This is a genomic window from Sphingopyxis sp. A083, assembly GCF_001468495.1.
GTDB lineage: Bacteria > Pseudomonadota > Alphaproteobacteria > Sphingomonadales > Sphingomonadaceae > Sphingopyxis > Sphingopyxis terrae.
This window is the reverse complement of record NZ_LNSK01000001.1, coordinates 137,779-163,540: the sequence shown is the minus strand read 5'-3', so window position 1 is coordinate 163,540 and position 25,762 is coordinate 137,779. Positions and strand designations below refer to the sequence as shown.

Annotated in this window: 27 protein-coding genes; 18 read left to right on the top strand and 9 right to left on the bottom strand. The window is 67.5% G+C overall.

What is annotated here, in order from left to right; genetic code table 11:
* Positions 1 to 708, bottom strand: coding sequence for a uroporphyrinogen-III synthase (locus ATE59_RS00850; protein WP_058810871.1), 708 nt, complete (start codon positions 706 to 708; stop codon positions 1 to 3).
* Complete coding sequence (gene hemC, locus ATE59_RS00845; RefSeq protein WP_058810870.1) at positions 705 to 1,658, bottom strand: hydroxymethylbilane synthase; 954 nt, start codon at positions 1,656 to 1,658, stop codon at positions 705 to 707. Before hemC ends, ATE59_RS00850 begins: the two co-directional genes overlap by 4 nt.
* A 115-nt stretch (positions 1,659 to 1,773) precedes the next feature.
* Here hemC and tsaD point away from each other — a divergent pair, with 115 nt between their 5' ends.
* The 3 genes from tsaD to ATE59_RS00830 all read left to right on the top strand — a co-directional run bounded on the left by tsaD (position 1,774) and on the right by ATE59_RS00830 (position 5,445).
* A complete protein-coding gene (gene tsaD, locus ATE59_RS00840; protein ID WP_058810869.1) occupies positions 1,774 to 2,808 on the top strand; it encodes a tRNA (adenosine(37)-N6)-threonylcarbamoyltransferase complex transferase subunit TsaD in 1,035 nt (344 codons plus the stop codon).
* Entirely contained in the window at positions 2,805 to 3,812 is a 1,008-nt protein-coding gene (locus ATE59_RS00835; RefSeq protein ID WP_003042372.1) for an NAD(P)H-dependent glycerol-3-phosphate dehydrogenase, read from the top strand. The genes tsaD and ATE59_RS00835 overlap by 4 nt, the downstream gene beginning before the upstream one ends.
* A gap of 94 nt (positions 3,813 to 3,906) precedes the next feature.
* Entirely contained in the window at positions 3,907 to 5,445 is a 1,539-nt protein-coding gene (locus ATE59_RS00830) for a lipopolysaccharide biosynthesis protein (RefSeq protein ID WP_058810868.1), read from the top strand.
* Between the two features lie 9 nt (positions 5,446 to 5,454).
* On the opposite strand, the gene ATE59_RS00825 is transcribed toward ATE59_RS00830, so the two are convergent.
* Positions 5,455 to 6,453 carry an adenosine kinase gene (locus tag ATE59_RS00825; protein WP_058810867.1) on the bottom strand — a complete coding sequence of 333 codons (999 nt, stop codon included), beginning with the start codon at positions 6,451 to 6,453 and terminating at the stop codon, positions 5,455 to 5,457.
* A 109-nt stretch (positions 6,454 to 6,562) separates the two neighbouring features.
* On the opposite strand from ATE59_RS00825, the gene ATE59_RS00820 reads away from it, so the two are divergent.
* Positions 6,563 to 7,240, top strand: a complete 678-nt coding sequence (locus ATE59_RS00820) for an EI24 domain-containing protein (protein ID WP_058810866.1) — start codon at positions 6,563 to 6,565, stop codon at positions 7,238 to 7,240.
* Between the two features lie 12 nt (positions 7,241 to 7,252).
* Positions 7,253 to 7,633 (top strand): hypothetical protein, encoded by a 381-nt coding sequence (locus tag ATE59_RS00815; RefSeq protein WP_058810865.1) that lies wholly within the window; start codon positions 7,253 to 7,255, stop codon positions 7,631 to 7,633.
* Positions 7,634 to 7,661: 28 nt separating this feature from the next.
* Here ATE59_RS00815 and ATE59_RS00810 read toward each other — a convergent pair whose 3' ends face one another.
* Positions 7,662 to 8,141: a MarR family winged helix-turn-helix transcriptional regulator gene (locus ATE59_RS00810; RefSeq protein ID WP_058810864.1), complete on the bottom strand. Its 480-nt coding sequence runs from the start codon at positions 8,139 to 8,141 to the stop codon at positions 7,662 to 7,664.
* 193 nt (positions 8,142 to 8,334) lie between these two features.
* Here ATE59_RS00810 and ectA point away from each other — a divergent pair, with 193 nt between their 5' ends.
* The 8 genes from ectA to ATE59_RS00770 all read left to right on the top strand — a co-directional run bounded on the left by ectA (position 8,335) and on the right by ATE59_RS00770 (position 16,934).
* Positions 8,335 to 8,922: a diaminobutyrate acetyltransferase gene (gene ectA, locus ATE59_RS00805; protein ID WP_331270947.1), complete on the top strand. Its 588-nt coding sequence runs from the start codon at positions 8,335 to 8,337 to the stop codon at positions 8,920 to 8,922.
* A gap of 38 nt (positions 8,923 to 8,960) precedes the next feature.
* A complete protein-coding gene (ectB, locus tag ATE59_RS00800) occupies positions 8,961 to 10,265 on the top strand; it encodes a diaminobutyrate--2-oxoglutarate transaminase (protein ID WP_058810863.1) in 1,305 nt (434 codons plus the stop codon).
* A gap of 16 nt (positions 10,266 to 10,281) precedes the next feature.
* Positions 10,282 to 10,707 carry an ectoine synthase gene (locus ATE59_RS00795; protein WP_058810862.1) on the top strand — a complete coding sequence of 142 codons (426 nt, stop codon included), beginning with the start codon at positions 10,282 to 10,284 and terminating at the stop codon, positions 10,705 to 10,707.
* Between the two features lie 26 nt (positions 10,708 to 10,733).
* A complete protein-coding gene (thpD, locus tag ATE59_RS00790; RefSeq protein ID WP_058810861.1) occupies positions 10,734 to 11,654 on the top strand; it encodes an ectoine hydroxylase in 921 nt (306 codons plus the stop codon).
* Entirely contained in the window at positions 11,651 to 13,111 is a 1,461-nt protein-coding gene (locus ATE59_RS00785) for an aspartate kinase (RefSeq protein WP_058810860.1), read from the top strand. Before thpD ends, ATE59_RS00785 begins: the two co-directional genes overlap by 4 nt.
* Positions 13,112 to 13,134: 23 nt before the next feature.
* Positions 13,135 to 14,373: an MFS transporter gene (locus ATE59_RS00780; RefSeq protein ID WP_058810859.1), complete on the top strand. Its 1,239-nt coding sequence runs from the start codon at positions 13,135 to 13,137 to the stop codon at positions 14,371 to 14,373.
* A gap of 7 nt (positions 14,374 to 14,380) precedes the next feature.
* Positions 14,381 to 15,712: an MFS transporter gene (locus ATE59_RS00775; protein WP_058810858.1), complete on the top strand. Its 1,332-nt coding sequence runs from the start codon at positions 14,381 to 14,383 to the stop codon at positions 15,710 to 15,712.
* A gap of 181 nt (positions 15,713 to 15,893) precedes the next feature.
* On the top strand, positions 15,894 to 16,934 hold the full coding sequence (locus ATE59_RS00770) for a rod shape-determining protein (RefSeq protein WP_058810857.1): 1,041 nt from the start codon (positions 15,894 to 15,896) through the stop codon (positions 16,932 to 16,934).
* A 150-nt stretch (positions 16,935 to 17,084) separates the two neighbouring features.
* On the opposite strand, the gene rpmG is transcribed toward ATE59_RS00770, so the two are convergent.
* The 5 genes from rpmG to ATE59_RS00745 form a co-directional block, all read right to left on the bottom strand.
* Entirely contained in the window at positions 17,085 to 17,252 is a 168-nt protein-coding gene (rpmG, locus tag ATE59_RS00765; RefSeq protein ID WP_003042331.1) for a 50S ribosomal protein L33, read from the bottom strand.
* A gap of 230 nt (positions 17,253 to 17,482) precedes the next feature.
* Positions 17,483 to 18,211 (bottom strand): energy transducer TonB, encoded by a 729-nt coding sequence (locus ATE59_RS00760; RefSeq protein ID WP_058810856.1) that lies wholly within the window; start codon positions 18,209 to 18,211, stop codon positions 17,483 to 17,485.
* A 130-nt stretch (positions 18,212 to 18,341) separates the two neighbouring features.
* On the bottom strand, positions 18,342 to 19,652 hold the full coding sequence (gene gltX / locus ATE59_RS00755; RefSeq protein WP_058810855.1) for a glutamate--tRNA ligase: 1,311 nt from the start codon (positions 19,650 to 19,652) through the stop codon (positions 18,342 to 18,344).
* A 35-nt stretch (positions 19,653 to 19,687) separates the two neighbouring features.
* Positions 19,688 to 21,361: an NAD+ synthase gene (locus ATE59_RS00750; protein ID WP_058810854.1), complete on the bottom strand. Its 1,674-nt coding sequence runs from the start codon at positions 21,359 to 21,361 to the stop codon at positions 19,688 to 19,690.
* Positions 21,362 to 21,392: 31 nt separating this feature from the next.
* Complete coding sequence (locus ATE59_RS00745; RefSeq protein WP_058810853.1) at positions 21,393 to 21,905, bottom strand: DUF2306 domain-containing protein; 513 nt, start codon at positions 21,903 to 21,905, stop codon at positions 21,393 to 21,395.
* 176 nt (positions 21,906 to 22,081) lie between these two features.
* On the opposite strand from ATE59_RS00745, the gene ATE59_RS00740 reads away from it, so the two are divergent.
* The 5 genes from ATE59_RS00740 to rplT all read left to right on the top strand — a co-directional run bounded on the left by ATE59_RS00740 (position 22,082) and on the right by rplT (position 25,473).
* On the top strand, positions 22,082 to 22,861 hold the full coding sequence (locus tag ATE59_RS00740) for a LytTR family DNA-binding domain-containing protein (RefSeq protein ID WP_058810852.1): 780 nt from the start codon (positions 22,082 to 22,084) through the stop codon (positions 22,859 to 22,861).
* Between the two features lie 82 nt (positions 22,862 to 22,943).
* Positions 22,944 to 23,879, top strand: coding sequence for a ribose-phosphate pyrophosphokinase (locus tag ATE59_RS00735; protein WP_003042312.1), 936 nt, complete (start codon positions 22,944 to 22,946; stop codon positions 23,877 to 23,879).
* 4 nt (positions 23,880 to 23,883) lie between these two features.
* On the top strand, positions 23,884 to 24,666 hold the full coding sequence (gene hisN / locus ATE59_RS00730; RefSeq protein ID WP_058810851.1) for a histidinol-phosphatase: 783 nt from the start codon (positions 23,884 to 23,886) through the stop codon (positions 24,664 to 24,666).
* Between the two features lie 223 nt (positions 24,667 to 24,889).
* Positions 24,890 to 25,093 carry a 50S ribosomal protein L35 gene (rpmI, locus tag ATE59_RS00725; protein WP_003042306.1) on the top strand — a complete coding sequence of 68 codons (204 nt, stop codon included), beginning with the start codon at positions 24,890 to 24,892 and terminating at the stop codon, positions 25,091 to 25,093.
* 14 nt (positions 25,094 to 25,107) lie between these two features.
* Positions 25,108 to 25,473: a 50S ribosomal protein L20 gene (gene rplT / locus ATE59_RS00720; RefSeq protein WP_003042303.1), complete on the top strand. Its 366-nt coding sequence runs from the start codon at positions 25,108 to 25,110 to the stop codon at positions 25,471 to 25,473.
* Positions 25,474 to 25,762 lie beyond the last annotated feature (289 nt).

Here is a 25,762-nt window from a genome sequence, read left to right as displayed (position 1 = left end):
TTATTCTTTCGCACGACCCTGTCTGGGGCTCTTGTGGCACAAAGCGCGGGCCTGTGCCACCATCGCCGCATCGTCGGGCCGGTCGGCAAGCGCGATCGCCTGCCAATCCCCCCCGGCCCTTGCTGCCACAGCGGGGCTTATCGCGACAAGCGTCAAATGCCCGCGTTGCCCATCGGTCAGCGCCGCGATCCGGTCCGCACCGCGCCCCGAATGGGCGAGCAGCACCGCCGGCGCAGCGATCAGCGCGGCCCAATCGGCGGGCGGCTCGACGGGATCGACCGCATAGCAGGGCAGCGGGGTCAACGCAGCATCGCGCGCCGCCAGCGCGCTATAATCGCGGCCGCAAAGCCACAGGATATGGCGATAATTTCTGGACGTCATGCCATCAAGAAGCTGTTGGCCATCGCGCGTACCGACCTCCACGACGCGCAGGCCCGCCGCTTCCGCGGCTGCAGCGCTCGCGGCGCCCACGGCATGAACGGGCAACGCGGCAAGGGCCTGCAAACCGGGTCCGGCCAGCCGCACCGCCTGCGCGCTGGTGACGAGCAGTGCGTCAAACCCGGCGGGATCGGGCAGCGTCCAGTCGATCGCGCGCGCAGCGAACAGTGGCATACTGCGCGCGTCGAGCCCCAGCGCCCGCGCCCGCGCCACCGTCGCCGCGCCGCCGGGGTCGGCGCGCGTCACGAGTAGCGGCAGCGATTCGGTCATGCCGCGAACAGGCGCCGCACCGATTCGGGCGCCTCGACCAGCAGACGCCGCGCCAGCGCTTCGGCTGCGGCCGGATCGGGCACCAGCGTCTCGCCGATCGCATGGTCGGCGCCATCTTCGGAATAGATTTCGGCATCGAGGCGCAGCGTCCCGTCGGCCAGCCAGCGCGCATAGGCCGCAACCGGCGATCGGCAATCGCCGCCGAGCGCCGCCAGAAACGCGCGTTCGGCCGCAACCGCGCGGTGGGTGGGTTCGTGATTGACCCCGCGCAGCAGCCCCCGCGTGACCGCATCGTCGGCGCGGCATTCGATACCGATCGCGCCCTGCGACGCGGCGGGCAAGAGTATCTCCGCCGGCTGCACGGTTCCGACCGCATGCATGCCAAGCCGTTCGAGCCCCGCCGCGGCGAGCAGAGTCGCATCGACCTCCCCCGCCGCCAGCTTGCCAAGCCGCGTCGCGACATTGCCGCGCAGCAGCGTCGTTTCGAGGTCAGGACGCAGGCGGCGGATCTGCGCGGCGCGGCGCGGGCTGCTCGTACCCAGCCGCGCACCGTGCGGCAGGTCGGCGATCGCCGCAGCCGCGATCCCGTCGCGAACCACCAGCCGGTCGCGCGGGTCGGCGCGCTCGAGCATGGCGCCGAGCGCGAAGCGCGGATCACGCAGCGTCTCGACATCCTTCAGACTGTGCACGGCGATGTCGATCCGCCCGCCGTCGAGTGCCGCGTCGAGCTCGCGCGTCCACAGCGCCTTACCGCCTACCTCGGCGAGCGCGCGGTCCTGGATCTTGTCGCCGGTGGCGGTCATCGGAACGATTTCGATCGCCTCGGGCGCGATGCCATAGGCGGCGATCAGCGCCGCGGCGGCCATATTGGCCTGCGCCATTGCCAGCGGCGAGGCGCGCGTACCGAGGCGGAGCGGGCGGTCGGGCGTGGGAAGCGGAATCGATGCCATGCGCGCCTGCTAGGGCTTCGGCGCGCGAAAGAAAAGGTGGCGCACGGTCTTGCAGGGACTCGATCGTCCGCCGCTTGCCCCCGCCCCCCTGGCACGGGTAAGGGGGCGCAACATTATGTCTCTCATCCTTGGCCTCGAATCGAGCTGCGACGAAACCGCGGCAGCGCTCGTCACCGACGACCGGCGCATCCTCGCGCATCGGGTCGCGGGGCAGGAGGCCGAGCACCGGCCCTATGGCGGCGTCGTTCCCGAAATCGCGGCGCGCGCGCATGTCGACCGCCTCGCCCCGATCGTCGAAGGCGTGCTCGCCGATGCCGGGGTGACGCTCGCCGATGTCGATGCCATTGCCGCGACCGCCGGCCCCGGGCTGATCGGCGGCGTCATGGTCGGGCTGGTCACCGGCAAGGCGCTCGCCCATGCGGCGGGCAAGCCGCTGATCGCGGTCAACCATCTCGAAGGCCACGCGCTCAGCCCGCGGCTAGCCGACCCCGACCTTCGCTTCCCCTATCTGCTGCTGCTCGTCTCCGGCGGGCACTGCCAGCTTCTGCTCGTGCGCGGAGTCGACGATTATCGGCGGCTTGCCACCACGATCGACGACGCCGCGGGCGAGGCCTTCGACAAGACCGCAAAGCTGCTCGGGCTCGGCTATCCGGGCGGTCCGGCGGTCGAACGGCTTGCGGCGGACGGCGATCCGCATGCGGTGCCGCTCCCCCGCCCGCTGGTCGGTAGCGCCGAACCGCATTTCTCCTTCGCCGGTCTCAAGAGCGCCGTGGCGCGCGCGGTCGCATCGGGCGCGCACCGTCCCGCAGACGTAGCCGCGTCTTTCCAGCAAGCGGTCGTCGACTGCCTGATCGATCGCAGCCGCATCGCACTCGCCGCCTGCCCCGAAGCGACCGCCTTTGTCGTCGCGGGCGGCGTCGCTGCCAATGGCGCAATCCGCGCCGCGCTCACCGGCCTCGCCGCCGCGTTCGACAAGCCCTTTGTCGCGCCGCCGCTGTGGCTCTGCACCGACAATGGCGCGATGATCGCCTGGGCGGGCGTCGAGCGCTTCGCCGCGGGGCTCAGCGATCCGCTCGACACGGCGGCGCGGCCGCGCTGGCCGCTCGATCCCGCCGCCGAAACCGTGCGCGGCGCCGGAGTAAAGGCATGACGCGCGACAGCATGACGTCATTTGAAAAGTTCGGCGTCGTCGGCGGCGGCGCCTGGGGCACCGCACTCGCCCAGCTTCTCGCCGCCGAGGGCGCACCGGTGCGCCTGTGGGCGCGCGAGGAAGACGTCGTGGCGGCGATCAACGCCGAGCATCGCAATCCGCTGTTCCTGCCCGGTGCGGCGCTGTCGCCTTCGCTCACGGCAACGAGCGACCTTGGCGCGCTTTCGGGGCTGGACGCGCTGCTCGTCGTCGTGCCGGTGCCCTATCTGCGCGCCGTGCTCGCGGTGCTGCCCGCAGGCGATGCGCCGCTGATCTTCTGCAGCAAGGGGATGGAGGCGGGCAGCTTCGACTTCCCGGTCGACATCGCGCGCGAAATCTTTCCCGGCCGCGGCTTCGCCGTGCTGTCGGGGCCGACCTTCGCGCACGAGGTCGCAGCGGGGCTGCCGACCGCGATCACGCTCGCTGCCGAAAACCCCGCGCTCGCCGAGGGGCTCGCCCGCGCGCTCGCCCGCCCGCATTTTCGTCCTTATGTGTCGACCGACATGATCGGCGCCGAAATCGGCGGCGCGATCAAGAATGTCCTCGCCATCGCCTGCGGCATCGTCGACGGTGCCGGGCTGGGGCTCAACGCGCGCGCCGCGCTGATCAGCCGCGGCTTTGCCGAGATGACGCGCTTCGGGCTCGCGCGCGGGGCGCTGGCCGAAACGCTCGCCGGACTCGCCGGGCTCGGCGATCTGGTCCTTACCTGCACATCATCCAACTCGCGCAATTTCGCGCTCGGCCAAGGGCTGGGGCGCGGCGAGAGCGCAGCGGCCCTGATGGCCGACCGCCGCACCGTTGCCGAAGGCGCGTTCAGCGCCCCGGTGATCGCCGCCGCCGCACGCGCCGATGCGATCGACATGCCGATCACCGACGCGGTGGCGCGGCTCGTCGCGGGCGAAACGCGCGTTGCCGACGCCATTCAGGCCCTGCTCAGCCGCCCGCTGCGACCCGAGGGCCGATGATGCACCGCTGCCGATTGCCTGGATTGCCCGGATTGCCTCGCCCTTTTTCGCACGCTAAACAGCGCACAGGGGAGCAGCAGAAGGGGCGCCAGGCTTGAGCCAGTCGGACAGCGCAGCCGCGCCCCCTTCCGCATCCACCGTGGCCGACCCGGCCGGGCAGGATGCCGACACCGCCGCGCTCGCCAGGGGCGGCCGCACCAATTTCTTCGGCTTCATCCTGCGCCTCGTCGCGCGCCTGCCCTTTCTCTATTTCGCCGGTCGCTGGTATGGCCCCGAAGCGGTCGGCCGCTTCGCCTTTGCCGTGCTCGTCATCGAGCTGGTCGCGCAGCTTGCGACGCTCGGGCTCAAGCGCGGCCTCGCCGAACAGCTCAGCAAGCCGGGCGCCGATCATCGTCATATCGTGTGGGACGGCATGTTCGTCGCCTTCCTCGCCTCGGCGTTCGGCTCGGCGATTCTCTTCGCCTTTCCGCAGCTCATGTTCCCCTCGGGCGATATCGACGGCTGGGATCGCTGGGTGGCGATCACCGTCTTCGCGATCGCCGGGGCCGACATCGCACTCGCGGCCTGCGCCTATCGCTACGACATCGGCGCTACGGTCCGCGCGCGTTCGATCGTCGAACCCTGGGCGATCAGCGCCGCCGCGTTCGGCTTCGCCTTCTATTCGCTGCGCGACGGGTTGATCCTTTCCTACGCCGCCGCGATGATCGCGACCTTCTTCACCGCGCTCATTCCGATGATTCGCCACTATGGCGGCCCCGGCGTCTGGCGCCCGCATCCCGCGCAGCTCATCTCTCTCGCGCGCCGCAACGCGCCGCTCGCCGCTGCCGATGCGATCGAATGGGGGACCCGCCGGCTCGACCTGTTCATCCTCGGCCAGTTCACCTCGCCCGCGATCTACGGCATTTATTATATGGCGCAGCAGGTTGCCTCGCTGCCGCAAAAGCTCAAGACCAGCTTCGAGCCGATCCTCGGCCCCGTCATCACCCGCAATCTGGCGGAGAACCGCCTCGCCGCGGTCGCCGCGCAGGTCAGCCAGGTCGGCTTCTGGATCATCGCGGCGCAAGCAGGAATCGCGCTTGCGCTCGGCATTCCGGGCGAAGCGGTGATGGGCCTCGTCGGCCCGCAGTTCGTCGAGGGCAATGTCGCACTCGCCTTCCTGCTCGCGGCGGAGGTCGTGGCGGCGACGGCGGTGGTGAGCGAAGCCGCGCTCGTCTATGTCGCGCGTCACCGCAATCTGCTGATCAGCATCGCGACGCTTGCACTGCAGGCGGTGCTCAGCGTCGCGCTGATCCTCACCGCCAAATCGATGGGGTTGCCGCCGATCGCCTATGCCGGTGCGGTCGCGCTCGCGCTGATGCTCGCGCTCGGCTTCGCGTCGATGGTGAAGGCGCGGCTGCTTGCGCGTATCCTCGGCGCACCGGTCAACAGCCTGCGCTGGGCGCTCGTCTGGGCGACCGCCGGGGCGACGGTTCTCGGCTGGGGTGCGACGCAGATGCCCGAATGGGCCGAGCTGCTGATCGGCGTTCCCTTCATCCTCGGCATCTATGCGTGGCTGATCTGGACGCGCGGCTTCGGCCAGGCCGACCGGGCGCTGTTCCGCAAGCAGCCTGACGCGGCCGCCCCCGCAAGCTGAACCGCCGCATCAGCCGAGGCGCGCGGCGACCTCCGCTTTCAGATCGCTTTGCGCGCGCGGGCCGACCTGCGCGATGATTTCGCGCGCGCACACCGCACCCATCGTCAGGCAATCGGCGAGCGAGCGGCCCTCGGCCTGGCCCGCAAGGAAGCCCGCAGCGAACAGGTCGCCGGCGCCCGTGGTGTCGACAACCGTCTCGATGGGCTCGGCGCCGACCTCAACGCGCTCACCGTTCGCGACCGCGATCGCGCCTTTTTCGCTGCGCGTCACGACGAGCAGCGGCACGCGCGGCGCGATCGCCGCGACGGCGGCTTCGAAGTCCTGCGTTCCGGCGAGCGCGCAGATCTCGACCTCGTTGGCGAACAATATGTCGAACAGTCCCTCGCCGATCAGCGCGCGGAAATCATCGCCGTGGCGGTCGATGATGAAGGCGTCAGACAGGGTGAAGGCAACCTTGCGGCCGGCGCCGCGTGCGACGTCGATCGCGCGGCGCATCGCGGCGCGCGACAGCGGCGGATCCCACAGATAGCCCTCGAGATAGAGGATGTCGGCGTCGGCGATCCAGTCTTCGGCGATCATCGCCTGTTCGAGCAGATGGCTCGCGCCGAGGAAGGTGTTCATCGTCCGCTGGCCGTCGGGCGTGACGAGGATCAGGCAGCGCGCGGTCGGCGCGCCTTCCTTGAGCGCCGGGGTTTCATAGGCGACGCCGAGCGCGCGCAGGTCGTGCGTGAAGACGCTTCCGAGCTGGTCGTCGGCAACCTGGCCGATGAAGGCGCAGCGGCGGCCGAGCGCCGCCATGCCGGCGAGCGTGTTCGCTGCCGATCCGCCCGACATTTCGATCGCCGGACCCATCGCCGCATACAGGCGCCCCGCCTCTTCGGCATCGATGAGGCGCATCGACCCTTTGGTCAGGCCCTCGGCCTCGATCAGCGCGTCGTCGGCGCGGGCAATGACATCGACGATCGCATTGCCGATCGCAACGACTTCGAAACGGGCGGTGGAGGCCATGAAAAATCCTGTGATGCGTGGGAAAATATGCCGCGCGCCTTAGGGGGCCGCGCGCGCCAAGGCAAGCGCGACGCTTGACGACGCAGCGCCCGCCGCGCCATTCGGACGCATGGCCCGTGCCGTCCAAGCCCTGTTCCTCGCCATCGGCGACCTGTCGAGCCCGCGGGTGCTGCGCATCCTGGCGATCAGCCTTGCCCTCACCCTGCTGCTGTTCATTGCGGCGGGCGCGGCGCTTCTGGCTGGGGCGCGCTGGGCGCTCGCGCATTGGCAGTGGCTGGGCGCGGCGGGGATCGACATGGCGAGCGTGCTGATCCTGCTGCTGCTGATCGCGGGGAGCTGGCTCTTGTTTCGCGCCGTCGCGATTGTCGTCGTCGGGCTGTTCGCCGACGCCATCGTCGCCGATGTCGAGGGGCGCCACTATCCCGCCGCCGCGGCCGGCGCGGTCGATGTCGGCTGGCGGCAGTCGGCCGCCCTCGCGCTCGCATCGCTCGCGCGCCTGATCCTTGGCAATCTTGCCGCGCTGCCCTTTTATGTCCTCCTCCTGGTGACGGGAATCGGCACGCCGATCCTCGCCCTCTTCGTCAACGCGCTGCTGCTCGGCCGCGATCTCGAGGCGATGGTCCTCGCGCGCCATCCCGGCCGGCCACGCCTCGAGCGGCGCGCGCGCTGGTCGCTCGGCCTGCTGTCCGCCGCAAGCTTTCTGGTTCCCGTCGCCAATCTGTTGGCGCCCATCGCGAGCGCGGCTATGGCCGTCCACATGCTCCATCTGCGCCGGGCAGACAGATAAAGGGGAACCGGCTTGACCCGCACCACCAATTTGGCCGCACTCGCCGGCCTTTCGCTGATGCTCGGCGGCTGCGCCGCCACCGCGGTGCCGCGCGTGACGCCGCCGCCGACAAGCAGCGCCCCGGCGCCGCTCAACCCGCCGCGGGTCACCCAGAATAATGCGCTCGTCGGGCGCGATGCCAACAGCGCGCTGCGCCTGTTCGGCAAGCCGCGGCTCGACGTCAGCGAGGGCGCGGGTCGCAAGCTGCAATTCGCCGGGTCGGCGTGCATATTGGATGTTTACTATTACGCCCAGCGCTCAGGCGCCGAAGCGCTTGCCACCCATGTCGACGCGCGCACCCCCGACGGGCGCGACGCGAATGTCGACAGCTGCATCGCCGCGCTGCGGCGGTAAGGCAAAGATCGATCCGGAAATAAGTGCGCTAGGCGCGATCGATCGCGCCCGTATCGAGTAACGGCGCGGCGTCGATGTCGGCGGCGCCGAGCACGATCGCCAGCCGCTCGGTCGCGGCGAGGATCATCGCCTGTTCCCATGCGGGCAGCGCGGCGAAGCGGTCGGCGAATATCTGTTGCAGCATATCGGGCGCCTCGGCGACGCGGCGCCGACCCGCGTCGGTCGCGGTCAGCAGCATCTGTCGCTTGTCGCGCTCGCTTCGCGTCCGCGTCACCAGCTCCATGGCAACCAGCCGATCGACGATGGCGGTGATCGTCGCGTGGCTGAATTGCAGGCGCTGTGCGACCTGCCCCGGCGTGGCGCCCTGCGCCCCCGCCACATCGCGCAGCACGAGCAGCTGCGACGGCGTCAGGCCGGTCGCCGCGCCCAGCTTGCGACTGCCCGTCTCGGTCGCGCGCAGGATGCGCCGCAGCGCGCGCAGGGTGGCGTTGGCAATTTCGGACTCCATCCCGCCTTGTTAGCCGCGCCCGCGGAGGGCGCCAATTGCAAAGTCGCGCCCGCCGGGATGCAGAATTTTATTTCATTGTATGAAACATTATGATCGCCGCGGGGTTGAACGAGGCGACGAACATCCTATATTTCGCGGCATGCCGGGCCGGTTGGCTCGAATGTGCGCATAGCAATATTTCAGGAGATGAAAGATATTTGACCGGCCACAGGAACGGGACACGGCGCCATCCGCAAAGGACACGCCGTCCGGCCGACCCGCCGCGTCGCTGCAATTTCGCAAGCCGGTCGCAACCGACGGGCCGGCGATCACCGCGCTGATCGCGGCCTGCCCGCCGCTCGACCGCAATTCGCGCTACTTCAATCTGATCCAGTGCACCCATTTCGCCGACAATTGCATCATCGCCGAACGCGGCGGTCGCATTCTCGGTTGGATTTCGGGGCATCGCCCGCCCGCCGAACCGAGCGCCTTCTTCGTCTGGCAGGTCGCGGTCGCGCCCGAAGGACGCGGCCAGGGGCTCGCCAGCCGTATGCTCGACGAACTGCTCACGCGGCCGGCGCAGGCGGGCGTGACGCACGTTCTGGCGACGATCACCGCCGACAATGCGGCGTCTTGGGCGCTGTTCCACGGCCTTGCCCGGCGCCACGATACGACGCTCGACCGCAGTATCGTCTTCGAGCGCGACGCCCATTTCGCGGGCGTCCATCCCAGCGAGTTTCAAGCCCGCATCGGGCCATTCGCCATCGATACGACACCGACCGATACGACATCGCCTGAATGACTCAGGCACAATGACACAGGCAGAATAGGGGTATTCACATGATCAACGCACCCAAACCGTCCGGGTCCATTCCCGACCGGAGCATTTACGAACGCCGCGAATCGGTGGTCCGCAGCTATGCCCGCGCGATGCCGCGTCAGTTCGGCAAGGCCGAAGGCGTATGGATGCACGACGATCAGGGCGGTCGCTATCTCGACTTCCTGTCGGGCTGTTCGACGCTCAACTATGGTCACAACCATCCGATTTTGAAGCAGGCGCTGCTCGATTATATCGCCGCCGACGGCATCGCCCACGGGCTCGACCTGCACACCGATGCCAAGGCTGCCTTTCTCGACACGTTCGAGGATGTGATCCTGAAGCCGCGCGCACTCGACTATCGCGTCATGTTCACCGGCCCGACCGGCACCAACGCGGTCGAGGCAGCGATCAAGCTCGCGCGCAAAGTGACGGGTCGCGAACTGGTTATCGCCTTCACCAACGGCTTTCACGGTATGACGCTCGGCGCGCTTGCCTGCACCGGCAATGCCGCCAAGCGCGGCGGCGCGGGCGTCCCGCTCGCCCATGTCGCGCACGAACCCTATGACGGCTATTTCGGCCCCGAGGTCGACACCGCCGAACTGCTCGACCAGCGGTTGGCCGATCCGTCGAGCGGCCTCGACGCCCCCGCCGCGATCCTCGTGGAAACGGTGCAGGGCGAAGGCGGCCTCAACGCTGCCTCGCCCGAATGGCTGCGCAAGATCGCCGACATCGCAAAGCGCCACGGCGCGCTGCTGATCGTCGACGACATCCAGGCGGGCTGTGGCCGCACGGGAAGCTTCTTCAGCTTCGAGGAAATGGGCTTCACCCCTGACATCGTCACGCTTGCCAAATCGCTGTCGGGCATGGGCCTGCCCTTTGCGCTGACCCTGTTCCGCCCCGAACTCGACCAATGGTCGCCCGGCGAACATAATGGGACGTTCCGCGGCAACAACCACGCCTTCGTCACCGCGACCGCCGCGCTCGGCCATTTCTGGAGCAGCGACGCTTTCGCCGACGATGTGCGCCGCCGCGGGGCGCTGCTCGAAGAGCGGCTCGCGCGCATCGCCGCCGAACATGGCTTCGAAACGCGCGGCCGCGGGATGATGCGCGGCATCAACGTCGGGTCGGGAGAACGCGCCGGGGCGATCACCGCCGCCTGCTTCGACGCCGGCCTCATCATCGAAACCAGCGGCGCGCACGACGAAATCGTCAAGGTGCTCGCGCCGCTCGTCATCGATGACGCCCTGCTCTCGGCAGGGCTCGACATTCTCGAAACCAAGATCCGCGAAGCGATGGCCGACGATTACGCCGTCGCCGCCGAATGAAGACAGGAGACCGACCATGATCATCCGCAATCTCGACCAGATCCGCAAATCCGACCGCAACGTCCGCTCGAACGGCTGGGCCAGCGCGCGCATGCTGCTCAAGGACGACGGGATGGGCTTTTCCTTCCACGTCACGACCATGTTCGCGGGCAGCGAGCTGAAAATGCATTATCAGAACCACCTCGAGGCGGTGTTCGTGCTCAAGGGCACGGGGACGATCGAGGATCTGGACAGCGGCGAAATCCATCGGCTCGAACCCGGCGTGATGTATGCGCTCGACAAGCACGACCGCCACATCGTGCGCCCCGAAACCGACATACTGACCGCCTGCGCCTTCAATCCGCCGGTCACCGGCAAGGAAGTGCATGACGCAAGCGGCGCCTATCCGGCTGAGGCCGACATGGCGAGCGAGCCGGCGCGCGAGGCCGCGCCCGCAGCGTAAAACCCATATCAACAGGGGGAAGTCCCATGACCGACATCTACCCATCGCGTCACGCGGCCGCGCCAGAAATGCGGCCGCGGCTCGACCCGGTCGTCCGCAGCGCGTGGACGCCCGACGCACCGATCAGCCGCGAGCAGGCGGAGGGCTTCGATCGCGACGGCTATCTGCTGCTCGAGAACCTCTTCGACGACGAGGAAGTGACCTATTTGCAGCGCGCCGCGGGCAAGCTGCTCGCTGATCCCGACGCGCTCGACGAGGAAACGATCGTCACCGAGCCGCAGAGCCGCGAAATCCGGTCGATCTTCGACATTCACAACCAGAGCGCGATCATGGCGCGGCTTGCTGCCGACGAGCGGCTGGCGGGGATCGCGCGCTTCCTGCTCGGCGACGAGGTTTACATCCACCAGTCGCGCCTCAACTACAAACCCGGCTTCAAGGGCAAGGAATTCTATTGGCACAGCGATTTCGAAACCTGGCATGTCGAGGACGGCATGCCGCGGATGCGCGCGCTTTCAATGTCGGTTCTGCTCGCCGAGAACACGCCGCACAATGGCCCGCTGATGGTCATTCCGGGGTCGCATCGCACCTATCTGACCTGCGTCGGCGAAACACCCGACGACCATTATCGCCAGTCGCTGAAGCGCCAGGAATATGGCGTTCCCGACGAGGACAGTCTCGCCGAACTGGCGCATGATCACGGTATCGTTGCGCCGACCGGCGCGCCGGGAACCGTGATCCTGTTCGACTGCAACCTGATGCACGGGTCGAACGGCAACATCACCCCCTTCCCGCGCGCGAATGCCTTCCTCGTCTATAATGCGGTGAGCAACCGGCTCGAAAAGCCGTTCGGGGTCGACAAGCCGCGCCCCTGGTTCCTCGCGCATCGCGGCGTCCCCGAACCGCTCGCCATCGAGGCGGGCCCGCTCACCGAAAGGATCGCGGCATGACACAGGACGTCAAAAAGGGTGGACACAGCGTCGAAAAGATCGGCGGCACGTCGATGGCGGCGACCGCGACATTGTTCGACAATGTGCTGATCGCCGGCCGCTCGGGCGCCGATCTCTACAATCGCATTTTCGTGGTGTCGGCCTATGCCGGAATCACCAATCTCCTGCTCGAAGACAAGAAGACCGGCGAACCCGGCGTGTTCGGGCGCTTCGTCGCCGACGACGAGGACAGCGATGGCTGGCGCCGCGCGATGGAGGCGGTGCGCGGTGCGATGCACGCGCGCAACGAGGCGATGTTCGCGCGCCGCGAGAGCCGCGACGAGGCCGATGCCTTCGTCGACATGCGACTCGATGCGGTCGCCGCCTGCCTCGACGATCTGGCGCGGCTGCGCAGCCACGGCCGCTTCTGCGTCAAGGAACAGCTCGTCACCGCCCGCGAATTGCTCGCCGGGCTGGGCGAAGCGCACAGCGCCCACAGCACCGCGCTGCTGCTGCGGGATCGCGACGTCAACGCTCGCTTCATCGATCTGACCCCCTGGGATCAGGAGGATCTGCGCACGCTCGACGAGCGGATCACCGAGGCCTTTGCCAACATCGATCTGGCGACGACGCTGCCGATCGTCACCGGCTATGCCGGCTGCCAGGGCGGCATGGTGAAACGCTTTGCGCGCGGCTATACCGAGATGACCTTCTCGCGCATCGCGGTGCTGACCGGCGCGCGCGAGGCGATCATCCACAAGGAATTTCACCTGTCGAGCGCCGATCCCAAGCTGGTCGGCGAGGATAAAGCGCGCAAGATCGGTCGCACCAATTACGATGTCGCCGACCAGCTCGCCAATCTGGGCATGGAGGCGATCCATCCGGGCGCCGGACGCGGCCTCAGGCAGACCGACATTCCGCTGCGTGTGCGCAACACCTTCGATCGCGAAGATGGCGGCACGCTCGTCACCGGCACCTATGTCTCCGACGTGCCGCGGGTCGAGATCGTCACCGGCATCCGCCAGATGCAGGCGCTGCAATTCTTCGAACAGGATATGGTCGGGGTGAAGGGCTATGATGCCGCAATCCTCGACGTGCTGACGCGTCACGGCCTGTGGATTGTCAGCAAGGCGTCGAATGCCAACACCATCACCCACTATCTGTCGGCCAGCGCCGGCGCGGTGAAGAAGGTGATCGCCGATCTGCAAAAACAATATCCCGACGCCGCGATATCGGCGCATCCGGTCGCAATGGTGTCGGTGATCGGCAGCGACATCGCGCGGCCGGGGCTGGTGCCCGATGCGCTGCGCGCGCTTGACGCCGCCGGTGTCGCGATGATCGCGATGCAGCATCAGATCCGTAACGTCGATGTCCAGTTCATCGTCGAAAGCCGCGATTTCGATGCCGCCGTCCGCGCGCTGCACCGCACGCTGGTCGAAGCGGATTCCGGCGGGGCAGAAGGGCGCCGCGCCGCCTGACGCGCGGCACCCGCACCCTTCCGATGCTCGCCACCCTCGCTCCCGTTCGCAGCCTGCTGCTCGCCATCTTCGTGATGATGGCGGGTAGCGGCTTCTTGTCGACGCTGATCGGCCTGCGGCTCGAGCGGGCGGGCAGCGACACGATCCTGATCGGGTTGGTCGCCACCGCCTATTTCGGCGGATTGACGCTCGGCGCCTTGCGCGCCGGCGCGATCGTCCGCCGCGTCGGGCATATCCGCGCCTTTGCCGCCTTCGTCGCGCTGCTTTCAGCGAGCACGCTCACCTATGCGCTGGTCCAGCACCCGCTGCTGTGGGCCTTGCTGCGGCTGGTCGACGGCCTGTGCGTCGCAGGCATGTTCATCTGCGTCGAAAGCTGGCTCAACGACCGCGCCGAACCCGATACGCGCGGCGGTATCCTCGCCGCCTATATGGTCGCCCTCTATTCGGGACAGGCCGTCGGACAGCTTTTCCTGAGCACCGGCGCGGCAACGCCGGCCGTACCCTTCCAGATCGCCTCGATCCTCATTTCGCTCGCCATCCTGCCGGTCTGCCTCACGCGCAGCACCGCACCGACCTTGGGAGAAGCCGACAATCTTCCCCTCGCGCGGCTGTTTGCCGCCTCGCCGCTCGGGCTGGCGGGGGCGGCGATCACCGGGCTGATCCTCGGCGCCTTCTACGGCATGGCTGCGATCTATGCGCGCGGGATCGGCCTGGGGCTCGGCGCGATCGCCACCTTCATGATGACGGTGATTCTCGGCGGCGTGGCGCTGCAATGGCCGCTGGGACGCCTCTCCGACCGCTATGATCGCCGCCGCGTCATCATCGCCTGTTTCGCGCTTGCACTGGCGGTGAGCGTGGCGCTCGCCGCCGCGCCGGGGGGCGCCCTGCTGCTGCTGTTCGGCGCGGCCTTCGGCGGGCTCAGCTTCGCGCTTTATCCGCTGTGCGTCGCGCACGCCAACGACCGCCTGCTCCCGGCCGAGCGGGTAAGCGCCAGCGGCCAGCTTGTGCTTCTCTATTCGGCGGGAGCCGCGCTGGGCCCGCTTGGCGGCGCCGCGGCGATGAACTGGATGGGTCCGGGCGGCCTGTTCCTGTTCATCGCGGCCTGCGCCGCGGCGATGCTGGGGTTCAGCCTGTGGCGGCTTGCCGCCACCGCGCCGGTGCCTGGTCCGGCGCAGCAGGATTTCCAGATGTTGCCCCGCACGACCCCGGTCGCGGCGCTGCTCGACCCCTCCGGCCCCGAAGCCGCCACCGTAAAGGATTAACCGACCCATGGACCGTTCGTCCCCGCTCCCCGCCGCCGGACAGCCCGCGCCGCTCCCCACCCAATCGACGCTGCGCCGCGCGATCGGGGCGTCGGCGCTCGGCAATGCGGTCGAATGGTTCGACTATGGCATCTACGCCTATGGCGTCACCTATATCTCGGCCGCGCTTTTCCCCGGCGAGGCGGGCGAGGCGGTGCTGTTCGCGCTCGCGACCTTCGCCATTTCCTTCCTTGTCCGCCCCCTCGGCGGGCTGTTCTGGGGGCCGCTCGGCGACCGCATCGGCCGCAAGTCGGTGCTCGCAATGACGATCCTGATGATGGCGGGCGCGACCTTCGCCGTCGGCCTGATCCCATCCTATGACAGTATCGGCTTCTGGGCGCCAGCGATCCTCGTCCTGCTGCGGATGGTCCAGGGTTTTTCGACCGGCGGCGAATATGGCGGCGCGGCGACCTTCATGGCCGAATATGCCCCCGACGCCCGGCGCGGCTTCTATGGCAGCTTCCTCGAATTCGGAACGCTCGCGGGCTTTTCCTTCGGCGCCGCGCTGATGCTTGGCTATTCGCTGCACCTTGGCGATGCGGCGATGCACGAATGGGGGTGGCGCATCCCCTTCCTTGTCGCCGGTCCGATCGGGCTGATCGGCATGTATGTCCGCTCGAAGATGGAGGATACGCCCGTCTTTCTGGAGGCGCAGCAGGCGGCCGAGGACCGGCCCTCGCCCGGGCTCGCCGCGCTGGGCCGGAATCACTGGCGGCCGCTGCTCGTCGTCGGCGGGCTCGTCGTGGCGCTCAACGTCGTCAATTATACGCTGCTCAGCTATATGCCGACCTATCTGGAACGGCGGATCGGCCTCGCGCCCGATCAGGCGCTGCTCGTCCCGATCATCGGGATGCTGTTCATGATGGTCTTCCTGCCCTTTGCGGGGGCGCTGTCGGACCGGGTCGGACGGCGGCCGATGTGGCGCTTTTCGCTCATCGCGCTGCTCGTCGCGGTCGTGCCGCTCTATATGCTGATCGGCACGGGCTTCGCGGGAGCGGTCGCGGGTTTCCTGCTGCTCGGCCTGCTCTACGTGCCGCAGCTCGCGACGATCTCTGCGACCTTCCCCGCGCTCTTTCCGACCGCGGTGCGTTTTGCCGGCTTTGCGATCGCCTATAATATCTCGACGTCGATCTTCGGCGGCACCGCACCGATGGTCGGCAGCGCGCTGATCTCCGCGACCGGCGACCCGCTGATGCCTGCCTATTACATGATGGCGGCGTGTCTCGTCGGGCTCGTCGCGCTTCATTACATGCCCGAAACCGCCGGCCGTTCGCTGCGCGGCGACCCGTTCCGGCGCTAGAAACCGGCACAGTTCCGGCCCGGCTTATCGATCAGGCGCGCGAAACCCTCGCTTTGGCTCGCACGGGCATTGACCTGGCGGGCGCAGTTTTCCAAGCGGCGACCTATGGATTGAGCGAGCGAAGGCCGGGGGGCGGGGCGCTTGTATCGGATTCTGGAAGGATCGAGGTTTCGCCCCGCTTATGAAGATTTTCCAACGCTTCGCATCGCACGCACAGGATGTCGCGATCGATCTCGGCACGGTCAACACCGTCATCTATGTCCGCGGCCGCGGTATCGTGCTCAACGAACCATCGGTGATCGCGATCGAAACGCGCGACGGCGTGCGCCGCGTCAAGGCGGTCGGCGCCGATGCCAAGCTGATGATGGGCAAGACGCCCGCCAATCTCGAGGCGCTGCGACCGCTGCGCGACGGGGTGATCGCCGACATCGACCTGGCCGAACAGATGATCAAGCATTTCATCGACAAGGCGCTCGACGGCACAAGCCGCCTGCGGCGCCGCGGCCATGTCGTGGTCTGCGTGCCGTCGGGGTCGACGCATGTCGAAAGGCGCGCGATCCGCGACGCGGCCTCCAACGCCGGCGCGAGCAGCGTTCAGTTGATCGAGGAACCGCTCGCCGCGGCGATCGGCGCCGGCCTGCCCGTCACAGAACCACAGGGAACGATGGTCGTCGACATTGGTGGCGGCACTACCGAAGTAGCCGTGCTGTCGCTCGGCGGCGTCGCGCACAGCAGTTCGGTACGCGTCGGCGGCGACAAGATGGACGACATGATCGCGTCGTATATCCGCCGCAAGCATAATATGATGATCGGCGAGATGACGGCCGAGCGCATCAAGCTCGCGATTGGCTCCGCGGTGCCGCCGCAGGACGAAGGCGTCGTCATGGCCGTCAAAGGGCGCGATCTCGTTAGCGGCCGCCCGTCCGAAATCAGCGTGTCCGAAGCCGAAATCGCCGAGGCACTGGCCGAACCGGTGGGTCAGATCGTCAGCGCAGTAAAGGCGGCGCTGGAACGGACCCCGCCCGAATTGTCGGCGGACATCATCGATGCGGGGATCATGCTCACCGGCGGCGGCGCGCTGCTGCGCCGGATGGATCAGGCCATCTCCGCGGCAACCGGCTTGCCGGTGCTGGTCGCCGAAGATGCGCTGATCTGCGTCGCCATGGGGGCCGGGCTGACGTTCGACGATCGGTCCTACAGCGGCATATTGATGGCCGCCTGATTTCCCTCGCCGCGCCGTCCTGCGGTGCGGGCGCTTTACCGCGCGCTGCTCGCGCACGCAAAAAGGGCGGCTCAGCGCCGCCCTTCGCAATCCCGGCCGTGCCGGGACAAGCCGTTGCCGGCCCGCGCCATCGGGACGCGGGTAACGCGCTTACTTGATCTTGGCTTCCTTGAACTCGACGTGCTTGCGCGCACGCGGGTCATATTTGCGCACCGACATCTTTTCGGTCATCGTGCGCGGGTTCTTCTTGGTGACGTAGAAAAAGCCCGTGTCGGCGGTGCTCACCAGCTTGATCTTGACGGTCGTCGGCTTGGCCATGGCCCTGATCCTCGAACTATTGGCACATCCGCCGGATCGTCCGGCACATGTGGCGGGACTGGGGGCCCCGACGGTTGCTATGAAAAACAAAGAGGGCCGCGCGCGGGCGCCGCCCTCATTTATCCGGGCGCCATTGGCCGGATTCGCGGTCAATGTCAAGCAATCTGTGGTCGAAAAGGGGGCGGGCCGATGGGGTGTGCCCGCCCCCCGGGAGGGGTCTTGCGATGGGGTCAGCCGTTGCGGATCTGGAAATGCACGACCATCACCTTCCAGCTTTCCTCGGCCACCCCGCCGCGCGTCGCGGGCTTGAAGCGCCATTTGGCGAGCGCGCGGCGTTTCGTTTCGGCGAAAAAGCCCGGGCTGTCGGTGCTGACCAGCTCGACCGCCTTCACCCGGCCGTCGGTGCCGATCAGCACGCGCACCTTCGCGCTGCCTTCGATCTCGCGCCGCTGTTCGCTTGCGGGATAATCGGGCTGAAAGCTGCCGGCAAAGCGCTGGTCGAGTTCGGCCAGGACGAGCGGCGGCGGCTTGGGCGGATCGGCGGGCCGGACCGTCGTCGGGCCGGGATCATAGGGAAGCGGGTCGGGCACCACTGGCTTCACCTCGACCCCGCGGTCGGCCGGGGGAAATGTATCGACCAGCGGCCGCACCGCCTCGGTCGGCGTGTTGCTTCTGGGGCTGGGCTTGACCTCGGGCTTCGCCTCGGGCGGCTTGGGTTTTTCGATTTCAATCAGCGTGCCGGTCAGCGGCGCGAGCACAGGCGCCTTTTCGATGATGATCGGCGACAATGCGACCGCAACGACGAGCGCCACCGGCAGGCCGACCGCGAAGGCGAACGCCACGGGTCGATGGCCCGCGCCGGGATCGTAGCTATTGCGGCGCGGCGGCGCGGCGCCGGCAACTGCGGTGGTCGCCTCGGGCGCCGATACGATCGCCGAGATCAGGGGAATCAGGGTCATGGCCTCTCTCCTTGCCTGTGACCGGCTCCGCCCGTTTCTGACCGAGCTGTCTGCCGGATCAGCTTGTGTGATATTATAACGTCACAAATATTGTCAAGCGGCAAGATAGGAATACGCCGACGCCGCGCGTTCAGGAAATGGAGAGACGCGCTATCGCCTGATCCTTGGTGATCAGCGGCAGCAGTTCGGCCATATCGGGCCCATGGTCGCGGCCGGTGAGCGCGCGGCGCAGCGGCAGGAACAGCGGACGCCCCTTCGCGCCGGTCGCGGCCTTCACCGCGGCGGTCAGCGCGTGCCAGGGGTCGGCATCCCAATCGAGCGCGGGTGCCGCGGCCGCAGCGGCGGCAAGTACCGGGCGATCGGCGGCGTCGGGCACGGGCGGCACGAACGGCCCGTCGAACACCGGAACCCATTCCGCAGCCTCGGCCACGGTCATCAGATTGGGACGAATCGCGTTCCAGCGCGCGGCGCCGATCGCGAGCGGCAGGCGCGGCGCAACCGCATGATAATCAGTGTGGTGCAGAATCTTCTGGTTGAGCAGCGCCAGCTCGGCCTCGTCGAAGCGCGCCGGCGCGCGGCCGAAGCGCGCGAAGTCGATCCCTTTGATCAGCGGTGCCGCGCTCGTCACCGGCTCGACCGGATCGCTCGTCCCAAGGCGCGCGAGCAGCGCGACGAGCGCGATCGGCTCGATACCATTCTCGCGCAGCGCTGCCATGCCGAGCGAGCCGAGGCGCTTCGACAGCTTGCCTTCGGTGCCGACGAGCAGCGCCTCGTGCGCAAATTCGGGCGGCGTCGCGCCGAGCGCCTGAAACATCTGGATCTGCGCCGCGGTGTTCGACACATGATCCTCGCCGCGCACGACATGCGTGATACCCATGGCAATATCGTCGATCACGCTCGGCAGCAGATAGAGCCAGCTGCCGTCGGCGCGGCGCACGACCGGGTCGGACATGGTCCTGGGGTCGAAATGCTGCGGGCCGCGAATCAGGTCGGTCCACTCAATCGGCGCGCCCTGATCGAGCCGGAAGCGCCAGTGCGGCGCCACGCCTTCGGGCACCGGCGCGTCGGCGGGCTTACGCTCATAGACCGGCGGCAGCCCGCGCGAGAGCAGAATCTTGCGCCGGATTTCCAGCTCCTCGGGCGTCTCGTAACAGGCGTAGACGCGGCCCGCCGCCTTCAGCTTTTCAAACTCGGCCTCATAGAGCGCGAAGCGCGCCGACTGGCGCTCCTCGCCGTCGATATCGAGACCCAGCCATGCGAGATCGGTGCGGATGCCCTCGACATATTCCTCCTTCGAGCGTTCGAGATCGGTATCGTCGATGCGGAGCAGGAAGCGCCCGCCATGCTTGCGCGCCCACATCCAGTTGTGGAGCGCGGTGCGGACATTGCCGACGTGCAGGCTGCCGGTCGGCGAGGGAGCGAAGCGGGTGATGACGGTCATGGCGCGCCTATAACCGGTTTCGCGCGGGATGCGAGTCAGGCGGTGCGAAAGCCGTGCGTGATCGGATAGCGGCGGTCGCGGCCGAAATTGCGCGTCGACAGCTTGACCCCCGGCGGCGCCTGGCGCCGCTTATATTCGGCGATCGCCAGCAGCCGTTCGATGCGCGCCACCACGTCGCGGTCGAAGCCGTAGCGCGCGACCACATCGTCGACGCTCGCCTCTTCTTCGACCAGCATGTGGAGCATGCGGTCGAGATCCTCATAGGGCGGCAGGCTGTCCTCGTCCTTCTGGTCGGGGCGGAGTTCGGCGCTGGGCGGCTTGGTGATGATGCGGTCGGGCATCACCGGCGTCACCGGATTGCGCGACAGGCGCGGGACATTCGCGTTGCGCCAGCGCGATACCGCGAACACCGTGGTCTTGTAGGCATCCTTCAGCGGGTTATAGCCGCCCGCCATATCGCCATAGATAGTCGCATAGCCGACACTCATCTCGCTCTTGTTTCCCGTCGTCATCAGCATCGGGCCGAACTTGTTGCTGAGCGCCATCAGCGTGACGCCGCGGATGCGCGACTGGACATTCTCCTCAGTCGTATCGACCGCCGCGTCGGCGAAGCTGTCCGACAGCATCGTATCGAAGGCCTCGACCGCCGGGACGATCGAAATCGTGTCGAGCCGGCACCCGATCATGCCCGCGCAGCCCGCCGCATCGTCGAGGCTGTCCTGACTGGTGAAGCGGCTCGGCAGCATCACGCACCACACCTTGTCGGGGCCGAGCGCGTCGGCGGCGATCGCGGCGCAGATCGCCGAATCTATGCCGCCGGACAGGCCCAGCACGACGCCGGGAAAGCGATTGCGCTCTACATAGTCGCGCAGCGACAGCACCATCGCGTCATATATGTCGGCGGGATGCGCATCCCATTCGGCGATCGCGCCGGGCGCGCAGATCCAGCCGTCGGCCTCTTTCGTCCAGCGGGTGACGCGCTCTTCGGCTTCCCAGTCGGTCAGGCGATGCGCCGCGCGCCCGTCGCGGTTCAGCACGAAGGAGCAGCCGTCGAACACAAGCTCGTCCTGCCCGCCGATGCGATTGAGGAAAATGAGCGGCAGTTTCGTTTCGGCAACACGCGCTGCGAACACTTGGGTCAGCCGGCGGTCGTCCTTGTCGATTTCATAAGGACTGCCGTTGACCGAGATCAGAATATCCGCGCCCTGCGCCGCCAGATGCGCGCAGACCGTGGGAAACCAGCCGTCCTCGCAGATCGGCAGTCCCAGCCGCACCCCGCGCCATTCGACGACATCGGGCAGCGGGCCGGGTGCGAAGACGCGCTTTTCATCGAAGGTGCCATAATTGGGCAGTTCGTGCTTGCGCCGCGTCGCGACGATCCGCCCGCCGTCGAGCAGCGCGACGATATTGTAGAGGCGGCCGTCGCCGTTGCGCTCGACCGAACCGACCAGCATCGCCGGACCGCCATCGGCAGTGTCCGCCGCCAGCTCGGTCAGCAGGCGCGCGGCGCGGTCGGCGAGCGCGGGCTTGAGCACCAGATCCTCGGGCGGATAGCCGATCAATTGCAGTTCGGGATAGAGGATCAGGTCGGCGCCGCTGTGCCGCGCGCGGACGGCGCGCATCGCATCGACATTGGCGGCAAGGTCGCCGACGCTCTGCGTCATCTGCGACAGGACGATGGACAGCGTGGCGGCGGGGGCGTCGGTCATGCTCCCGCCAATAGGCCACCGCGCCCCAAATTCAACCGAAAGCCAGCGTCCACAGCGTCCGGCCCGGCGCCATCGCAAAGAAGCCGGCCGCAATCAGGCCGATATAGATGCCACGCATCAGCTTGAGGTGACGGTCGATGTCGCCGATCCGGGCGAACCGGATCGCCCGCGGCAGCTGGACGAGCACGATCAGCGAAAAGATGTGGATCGGGCTGATCGTCCCGGTGACGGTGCGGATCCAGAAGCTGTCGATCGCCGTCACGACCATCATCGCGGCCCAGGCGCGCCCTCCGATCTTGTGCGCCAGGTCGCCCTTGCGGCGGCGCCAGAGCAGCCAGGCGCCAAGCGGCACGGCGGGGACGACAGTCGCAAGATGAAGCCAGATCGCCCACATCGGCGTACGATAAGTCGACGGCCCCATGAACGAACGCGCCAGCAGCGCCGCAACGATGCCGCCGAGAACGAGGAGCGCGGTCAGCCCGATGCGGTGCGACAATTTGGCTGGGCGACGCGCCGTGGCGGCGGGGGCGGCGATGCTGGTCATGGCGGCTTTTCCTTTCGAAGACCGATCTGTTCCGGCGCTGTCGCCGGCGGTTGCCCTCTTCCTGGCCGCGCGCCGTTCACGGACAAGCGCGCCTTCGCCAAGGCGGCCGAATAGTTCGCAAATCCGCCGCTTTGCCCGTTGACGCTTCGTGAAATGGCACGCACAAACGGGGCGATATGGCGAAACGGCTGACGATCGAACTGCTCGCGATGATCGCGCTCGGCCTGTTGATCGGGCTACTCGGGCCGTTCGGCACCTTCAACAATCCGCCGGCCATCCGGATGCTCAACTGGGTGATGTGGCTGCTCGCGGGCTATATCTTCTATCGTCCAACCGGGGTTGTCGCAGGCTGGCTATGCGACGCGACCGGTCTCCCGCCCCTTGGCGGGCGGCTGATCGCGCTGATCGTCGCCAGCGTGCCGGTGACGCTCGTCGTTACGATGATGGCGATGCAGATGAGCTTCGGCGAGGCGCTGCGCTGGCCGGGCTTCTGGACGATGTATCTCTATATCAGCATCGTGTCGGCAGTGGTCGTGGGCGTGATGGGGCTGAGCTTCCGCGCGCAAGCCGACGATGGTCCGCCGCCCGCCGCCGAAACCCAGCCTACAACGGCGACCAAAACGCCGCCGCCCCCCGCCCCCGCACCGGAACCCGATGCCGCGCTGCCGCTGCCGCCCGGTTTCGGCGCCATCCTCGCGCTGAAGGGCGAGGATCATTATGTCCGGGTGATCGGTACGCGATCGGAAGAGCTCATCCTTGTGCGGATGCGCGATGCGATCGCGCGGCTGGGCGATGCCGACGGCCTGCGCATCCATCGCAGCTGGTGGGTCGCACGCGCCGCCGTCGCTGCCGTCCGCCGCGACGGCCGCACCGCGATCGTCACGCTGACAAGCGGCCATGAAGCCCCCGTTGCGCGCGACATGATGCCCGCGCTGCGCGCCGCGGGGTGGATTTAGACGGGATTGCCCCTTTCCCTTCGCGCGCCCGCTGGCTAAGGGGCGCGCATTCATCCCCAATCGGCGACAAGGGGCCCCGCGCATGAAACTGATTTCCGGCAACAGCAATCTTCCCCTCGCCCGCGCCATCGCGGACTATCTGGAACTGCCGCTGACCGATACCAGCGTGCGCCGCTTCGCCGACGAGGAGGTCTTCGTCGAAATCCACGAAAATGTCCGCGGTCAGGACGTTTTCGTGGTTCAGCCGACCAATTTCCCGGCGAACGACAATCTGATGGAACTGCTGATCATCACCGACGCGCTGCGCCGCGCCTCGGCAAAGCGCATCACCGCAGTGATCCCTTATTTCGGCTATGCCCGCCAGGATCGCAAACCCGGCCCCCGCACGCCCATCTCGGCCAAGCTTGTCGCCAATCTCGTCACCACCGCAGGCGCCGACCGCGTGCTGGCGATCGACCTGCACGCCGGACAGATCCAGGGCTTCTTCGACATCCCGACCGACAATCTCTATGCCGCGCCGGTGATGAGCGCCGACATCCAGGCGCGCTTCGGCGACAAGAATCTGATGGTTGTCTCGCCCGACGTCGGCGGCGTCGTGCGCGCCCGCGCGCTGGCCAAGCGGCTCGACAACGCGCCGCTGGCGATCGTCGACAAGCGCCGCGAACGCGCCGGCGAATCCGAAGTGATGAACATCATCGGCGACGTCGAAGGGCGCTTCTGCGTCCTGATCGACGATATCGTCGATTCGGCGGGTACGCTGTGCAACGCCGCCGCCGCGCTGAAAGCCGCGGGGGCGGAGGGCGTCGTCGCCTATTGCACCCACGGCGTGCTGTCGGGCGGTGCGGTCGCGCGCGTCGATGCAAGCGAGTTGACCGAGCTCGTCATCACCGATTCGATCCAGCCGACCGACGCCGTGAACGACAGCAGCAAGGTGCGCGCGCTGACCGTAGCGCCGCTGCTCGGCGAAGCGATCAAACGCATCGCCGACGAAAGCTCGGTCAGCAGCCTCTTCGACTGATCCTATGTCGCTCGAAACCGACATCGCCCTTGCTCATCGCCTCGCCGATGCGGCGGGGGCTGCAATCCGTCCGCTTTTCCGTTCGGGCTGGTCGCACGAAGCCAAGGCCGACGCGTCGCCCGTCACCGAAGCCGATCGCGCCGCCGAAGCAGCGATGCGCAAACTGCTGGACGCCGAAGCCCCGCGCGACGGGATCATCGGCGAAGAATATGGCGCCGAACGGGCGGACGCCGCGCGCCAGTGGGTGCTCGATCCGATCGACGGGACGGTCAGCTTCATGGCCGGCCGGCCGATCTTCGGCACGCTGATCGCTCTCCTGCAGGACGGCTGGCCCGTACTCGGCATCATCGACCAGCCGATTGCGGGCGAACGCTGGACCGGCGCGATGGGCGAGCCCACGCTGTTCAATGGCCGCCCGGCCACGACGCGGACCTGCCGCAACCTTGCCGAGGCGGTGCTCGCAACGACGGGGCCGCAATATTTCAGCGATCATGACGGTGAACATTTCATGGCGCTGGCAGCGCAGACCGCGCACAAGCGGATGGTGTTCGGCGGCGACTGCTACAATTATGGCCTTCTCGCCAGCGGACATATCGATCTGGTGGTCGAGGCGGGGCTGAAACTGCACGATTATGCGGCGCTCGTCCCCATCGTCGAAGGCGCCGGCGGAACGATGTGCGATTGGAACGGCGACCCGCTCCACGCCGACAGCAGCGGGCATGTGATCGCCTTGGGGGATCCCGCGCGCCTGGAGGACGTGATCGAGGGGCTGGCCTGCCACCATTGACGGGCGATTGCCGCAAAAGACCTCACACAAAGACACAAGGAGGGCAGCGCGCCCTGCCGCATCGCTTGCGCACCTTCGCGTGACATAAGGGAAATCGCGCGCCATGCTTGCATTTCCGCGCGAATCCGTCTAGGCGCGCGCCTTCGCACGATAGCAAGCTGACCTGCCTGGCTGAAAGGGCTGCCAGGGCCGGTCGATGTCGTCGCTAACCAAGGAGACGAAAATGCCCAAGCTGAAGACCAAGAGCGGTGTGAAGAAGCGCTTCAAATTCACCGCCTCGGGCAAGGTGAAGCACGGCGTTGCCGGCAAGCGCCACCGCCTGATTTCGCACAATAGCAAATATATCCGCACCAATCGCGGCACCAGCGTGCTCAGCGATGCCGATGCGGGCCATGTGCGCCTCTGGGCGCCCTACGGCCTGAAGTAAGGAGCGCCTGAACCATGTCCCGTATCAAACGCGGCACCACCACGCGCGCCAAGCACAACCGCGTTCTGGCGCAGGCGAAGGGCTATTACGGCCGTCGCAAGAACACCATCCGCGTCGCCAAGCAGGCGGTCGAGAAGGCCGGCCAGTACGCCTATCGCGACCGCAAGGTGAAGAAGCGGAACTTCCGCGCCCTGTGGATCCAGCGTATCAACGCTGCGGTTCGCGCCGAAGGCCTGACCTATTCGCAGTTCATGCACGGCGTTAAGCTCGCCGGCATCGAACTCGACCGCAAGGTCATGGCCGATCTCGCGATGAACGAAGGCGGTGTCTTCACCGCCATCATCGCGCAGGCGAAGGCGGCGCTGCCCAAGGCCGCCTGAGGCTGTCGGCACCGACGAGACAAAGGGGCGGCCCCGCGCAAGGGGCCGCCCTTTTTCGTGTGCGCTAATGGCCGGTTGGACAGGATATCCAAAGAGAGACGGCGCGGAGCCCGCAAGCGCCGCGCCGTCTCGACGATGACCCGAATGGATGCACCGCCCCCCTCCCTCCGTACCGAATAGCCGTGGGTCGCAGATAAGCTGACGGCCGGCGGAAGTATTCCTGTGCCGCGACATATGACGCCGCATCACCGGGAAAAATTGTAAAAATCCGACAGGCGCGTCACCTAGC

Bases quoted from the DNA above. Each gene is read 5' to 3' on its own strand.
- hisN (WP_058810851.1), top strand. From the start codon at position 23,884: ATGTCGCTCGAAACCGACATCGCCCTTGCTCATCGCCTCGCCGATGCG.
- ATE59_RS00785 (WP_058810860.1), top strand. From the start codon at position 11,651: ATGACACAGGACGTCAAAAAGGGTGGACACAGCGTCGAAAAGATCGGC.
- ATE59_RS00745 (WP_058810853.1), bottom strand. From the start codon at position 21,905: ATGACCAGCATCGCCGCCCCCGCCGCCACGGCGCGTCGCCCAGCCAAA.
- ATE59_RS00760 (WP_058810856.1), bottom strand. From the start codon at position 18,211: ATGACCCTGATTCCCCTGATCTCGGCGATCGTATCGGCGCCCGAGGCG.
- ATE59_RS00850 (WP_058810871.1), bottom strand. From the start codon at position 708: ATGACCGAATCGCTGCCGCTACTCGTGACGCGCGCCGACCCCGGCGGC.
- ATE59_RS00750 (WP_058810854.1), bottom strand. From the start codon at position 21,361: ATGACCGACGCCCCCGCCGCCACGCTGTCCATCGTCCTGTCGCAGATG.
- thpD (WP_058810861.1), top strand. From the start codon at position 10,734: ATGACCGACATCTACCCATCGCGTCACGCGGCCGCGCCAGAAATGCGG.
- ATE59_RS00825 (WP_058810867.1), bottom strand. From the start codon at position 6,453: ATGGCCTCCACCGCCCGTTTCGAAGTCGTTGCGATCGGCAATGCGATC.
- hemC (WP_058810870.1), bottom strand. From the start codon at position 1,658: ATGGCATCGATTCCGCTTCCCACGCCCGACCGCCCGCTCCGCCTCGGT.
- gltX (WP_058810855.1), bottom strand. From the start codon at position 19,652: ATGACCGTCATCACCCGCTTCGCTCCCTCGCCGACCGGCAGCCTGCAC.
- rplT (WP_003042303.1), top strand. From the start codon at position 25,108: ATGTCCCGTATCAAACGCGGCACCACCACGCGCGCCAAGCACAACCGC.
- ATE59_RS00770 (WP_058810857.1), top strand. From the start codon at position 15,894: ATGAAGATTTTCCAACGCTTCGCATCGCACGCACAGGATGTCGCGATC.
- tsaD (WP_058810869.1), top strand. From the start codon at position 1,774: ATGTCTCTCATCCTTGGCCTCGAATCGAGCTGCGACGAAACCGCGGCA.
- ATE59_RS00835 (WP_003042372.1), top strand. From the start codon at position 2,805: ATGACGCGCGACAGCATGACGTCATTTGAAAAGTTCGGCGTCGTCGGC.
- ATE59_RS00795 (WP_058810862.1), top strand. From the start codon at position 10,282: ATGATCATCCGCAATCTCGACCAGATCCGCAAATCCGACCGCAACGTC.
- ATE59_RS00740 (WP_058810852.1), top strand. From the start codon at position 22,082: ATGGCGAAACGGCTGACGATCGAACTGCTCGCGATGATCGCGCTCGGC.
- rpmI (WP_003042306.1), top strand. From the start codon at position 24,890: ATGCCCAAGCTGAAGACCAAGAGCGGTGTGAAGAAGCGCTTCAAATTC.
- ATE59_RS00775 (WP_058810858.1), top strand. From the start codon at position 14,381: ATGGACCGTTCGTCCCCGCTCCCCGCCGCCGGACAGCCCGCGCCGCTC.
- ATE59_RS00735 (WP_003042312.1), top strand. From the start codon at position 22,944: ATGAAACTGATTTCCGGCAACAGCAATCTTCCCCTCGCCCGCGCCATC.
- rpmG (WP_003042331.1), bottom strand. From the start codon at position 17,252: ATGGCCAAGCCGACGACCGTCAAGATCAAGCTGGTGAGCACCGCCGAC.
- ATE59_RS00820 (WP_058810866.1), top strand. From the start codon at position 6,563: ATGGCCCGTGCCGTCCAAGCCCTGTTCCTCGCCATCGGCGACCTGTCG.
- ATE59_RS00780 (WP_058810859.1), top strand. From the start codon at position 13,135: ATGCTCGCCACCCTCGCTCCCGTTCGCAGCCTGCTGCTCGCCATCTTC.
- ectB (WP_058810863.1), top strand. From the start codon at position 8,961: ATGATCAACGCACCCAAACCGTCCGGGTCCATTCCCGACCGGAGCATT.
- ATE59_RS00810 (WP_058810864.1), bottom strand. From the start codon at position 8,141: ATGGAGTCCGAAATTGCCAACGCCACCCTGCGCGCGCTGCGGCGCATC.